Below are 4061 nucleotides of genomic sequence, written 5' to 3'. Positions count from 1 at the left end.
GTATCTTTCGGGCCCCACCGTGGATGACTTGGTCGCTTCGGGTGACCTGGAAGAAGGAACTGGACAGGTTTTCCGCTTCGGCGAGAAGCCTATCCGATTTCATCGACACCAGGCCGAATCGATTGCCAAGGCAAAATCCGCAAAGAGCTTTGTTGTTACGACAGGAACAGGGTCCGGCAAGTCGTTGTGCTTCTTTGTGCCGGTGGTAGACGCTATCATTCGTGCCTTGCGCGCAGGTAAACCGCGCACCACCCGAGCAATCATCGTCTATCCAATGAATGCTCTGGCAAACAGCCAGATGAAAGAGATCGAAAAGTTCATCGGACAGTCGGGCTTAGTAGGCGGACTGAAACCCATCGTCAAACGATACACGGGCCAGGAAAGCCAAGAGGAGCGTCAACGCATCGCCGCCAACCCGCCCGATATCCTCCTCACCAACTACATGATGGCGGAACTCCTTCTGACCCGCCAAGACGACCTAGACGCTCAGGTGGTCAAGAACGCGACCGGCCTTGAATATATCATCCTCGACGAGCTGCACACCTACAGAGGGCGCCAAGGCGCGGATGTGGCGGTACTTGTTCGGCGGCTGCGTGATCGGTGCTCCCCTGACAAAGCTCCCATCTGCATAGGCACATCGGCAACGATGGCCTCCGAAGGCACCGAAGAAAGCCGAGCGGTTGCTGTGTCCAAAGTTGCGACCAGGCTCTTCGGCTCCGAGATCGGCCCGGATGCCGTAATAGATGAGTCCCTGCAGCGGGCTACTGACGACACCATCACCCTTGCGCAAGCGACCTCCGCACTGGCTTATGTGGTGCGACAGCCTCTTCCGACGAGCTTGGACGACGAGCAGCTCAGGAAGCACCCGCTCGCGGTGTGGGCGGAGCTTGCGCTCGGCCTGGATGACGGGCTGGAACTAAAACGAAAGAAGCCCATCCCATTCGAGGACGCTGTCAAACGGCTGGCCGCCGACAGTGGTGTCGACGCAGAGCATTGTCGGAAGCGGCTCGAAGGCTTCCTGACGTTGGTAAGTCTTCCCGAAGATCAGCGCGGTGGGACGGGGGACGGAGCGTTCCTTGCCTTCAAATTGCACAGGTTCATCTCGGGCGCGGGTGAGATCTTCACCACGTTGACTGACAAACCTCGGACCGTTCTGTTCGAGGGTCAGCTCGAGGATCCAGGTGCTCCGGGAAACCGGCTTTACCCGACGCGCTTCTGCAGAAATTGCGGGCACGAATACCACGTCGTCACCAAGAACGAGGATGACGGTCACATCGGGTTTCTCCCCCGCAATATTGACGATACACCGCTGGAAATCGAAGACGATGATGATGTGGCGGGATATCTCTGTCCGGTTCCGGCCAATGATCCCGATTTCGCGTTCGACGGCAATCTGAATGGCTATCCCGAGAGCTGGCTGGAAGAGCGCAACGGCATCGAGAGGCTTCGATCCTATCGCAAGAAGCGCGCGCCAGTCTCCTATGTGGTGACGCCGGACGGTCGGCATGGCGCCGGAGGGAGAGATTTCTGGTTCATACCCGGAAAGTTTGCATTCTGCCTCTGCTGCAAGGACGAACCCAATCAGGGAATGCGTGAGCGCAGCAAGCTGGCCGGCCTATCCGGGGAGGGGCGGAGCTCCGCGACGACCCTTCTTGTGTCCAGTGCTCTCGAGTGGATGAACAAGCCGACGAGCGGTGTTCCAAAGACGAAGCGAAAGCTGCTGGGGTTCACGGACAACCGGCAAGATGCTGCGCTTCAGTCCGGCCACTTCAACGATTTTTTGTTCGTAAGCCTTCTCCGTGGGGCCATTCTGCGGGCGATAGTTGCGGCAGGGCCCGAGGGCCTGACAGAGGATGAGTTCGGCCTGAGCGTCGTCAAGGCGCTTGGCTTCACGTCTGCAAACAAGGAGGCGCGCGCCCATTGGATGGTCGATCCATCGGCTGGCGCCGTCATTCGGGAAGACTCCCAGCGCGCACTCGCAAAGGTTCTGGCTCATCGAGTGTGGACCGATCTCCGCAGGGGTTGGCGCTACACCAACCCCAGCCTCTCCGTTCTGAAGCTTCTCGATGTTAAGTTCGTCGGCGTCGCCGACATGGCATCAGACCGGGAAGGGCTGATGACAGTCCTGCCCGAGCTCGGCGATCAATCCGAAGAGCAGAGAGCCATCCTGCTAAAGACCGTGCTGGGCGCAATGCTCGAAGGCCTTGCTGTCAACACGGAAGCCCTCGATCTGACTGTCCTGGACGGCGTTGCGCAGAAATCACGGTCGCTGTTGCGCGCTCCGTGGGCGATAGATGCCAAGGAGAACCCGCGCGGACGGTCTTCGCTGCTCCTGCGTGCGCCTGGAAAGAACGCTGTGGGCCTTCGGGAGGAACAGACCCTCCTGCGCACTGGCCACAACTCGCGAATTGCGCGGCTCATCAACAAAAAGAGCGTGCTGGGCACGAAGCTCGAGCGAAATGACTATCTCGAGTTCTTCTCGCGCCTGCTTGAGCTATTCGCTGATGAGGGCTTGATCGTCCCGGTTGAGCTCGACGCTGATCTCGTAGGTTGGCGGCTGACGCCCTCTGCCGTCCGCCTTGTACCCGGGCCCGCGCTTTCCGATGATAGCAAACGGGGAAACCGATACTTCCACGATCTGTACGCATCGATTGCGGACGATCTGGCGTCGGGTCACAGCGCCTATTGGGGGCTGGAGGGTCGCGAGCACACTGCGCAGGTTTCCCAAAGGCAGCGTGAATGGCGCGAGTGGCGGTTCAGGTACGAAGACGACGACCTCGAAAACCTCAGCACCTCGGGAAATCGAACCGAGATTAAGGTGACCGGGGAATCCGACCAGTTCCTTCCCGCGCTGTTCTGCTCACCGACCATGGAGCTTGGGGTCGACATCTCAGCGCTCAATGCTGTCTATCTAAGGAACGTCCCGCCGACGCCCGCCAACTACGCGCAGCGCGCTGGCCGCTCGGGCCGGTCTGGCCAGGCAGCGGTTGTGGTGACGTACTGCGCATCGGGCTCTCCACACGACCAGTACTTCTTCGAGCGTCGCAATGATATGGTGGCGGGTGTCGTGCGCCCGCCTGCGCTGGACATCACGAACGAGGAACTGGTGCGCTCGCACCTGCATGCGGTATGGCTCGCTGAGAGCCGCCTGGCCCTATCGCCCGACATCCCGGAAATTCTCGATCTTGGTGGCGACCGATACCCGCTCAAGGAAGAGATCCTGACCAGCATCTCCAAGAGCGACCTGGTCTCTCGGGCGCGCGCACCGATGCGGCGGGTGCTCGAAAAGATTCTGGCGGCTGATCACGGTGCGCTACCGGTCTGGATGGAAGACCCCGAAGAATTCGTGCTTCACGTGGCAATGAATGCTCCGAAGGAGTTCAATCGGGCGTTCGATCGCTGGCGCGAACTTTATAATTCTGCTCGTAAGCAGTTGGCCGAAGCCAACGCCCGCTCTGAGATAACAGGTCTCTCCGCCGGCGACCGCCGCAAGATCAAGGCGGCACAGATGCAGGCCAGTGACCAGATTGCGATCCTTGAGCAAGGAAAGGCTTCGAACGGATCAGACTTCTACTCGTACCGCTATCTCGCGACGGAGGGCTTCCTGCCCGGCTACAATTTCCCGCGCCTGCCGCTCTACGCCTTCGTGCCGGGCGAGGGAAAGACCGGCTCGTTCCTCTCTCGCGCGCGGTTTCTCGCGATATCGGAATTTGGACCGCGAAGCCTGATCTACCACGAAGGCCGCGCCTACCGGGTGATGAAGGCGAAGCTCCCTCCTGAGGTTCGCGAGGGCGACGGATCGGAGCTCGCGACCAAGGACATCTACATTTGCGCCAACTGCGGAGCCTGCCACGAAGGAGAGGTAGAGCGCTGCCATGGCTGTGACGCACACATGGCCGGAGAGGTGCCCATCAAGCGTACGCTCCGCATCGACAATGTGGAAGCCGCACCCACTGAGCGCATCACCGCGAACGATGAAGAACGCGTTCGGCAGGGCTTCGATATCCAGACCGTATTTTCGTGGCCGAAGAAGGACGATCAGTTACAGGTCACGGACGCGG

1 protein-coding gene is annotated in these 4061 nt (G+C 60.1%); it reads left to right on the top strand.

The window, feature by feature from the left end; genetic code table 11:
* Positions 1–19: 19 nt before the first annotated feature.
* Positions 20–4061: DEAD/DEAH box helicase (locus tag O5O54_RS22050; protein WP_279483997.1), on the top strand; the 4042-nt coding region annotated here is incomplete at its 3' end.

Source organism: Aureimonas sp. SK2 (genome assembly GCF_029813115.1).
Classification (GTDB): domain Bacteria; phylum Pseudomonadota; class Alphaproteobacteria; order Rhizobiales; family Rhizobiaceae; genus Aureimonas.
Note: the sequence above shows the minus strand (reverse complement) of the source record. Positions and strands in the feature narration are given on the sequence as shown.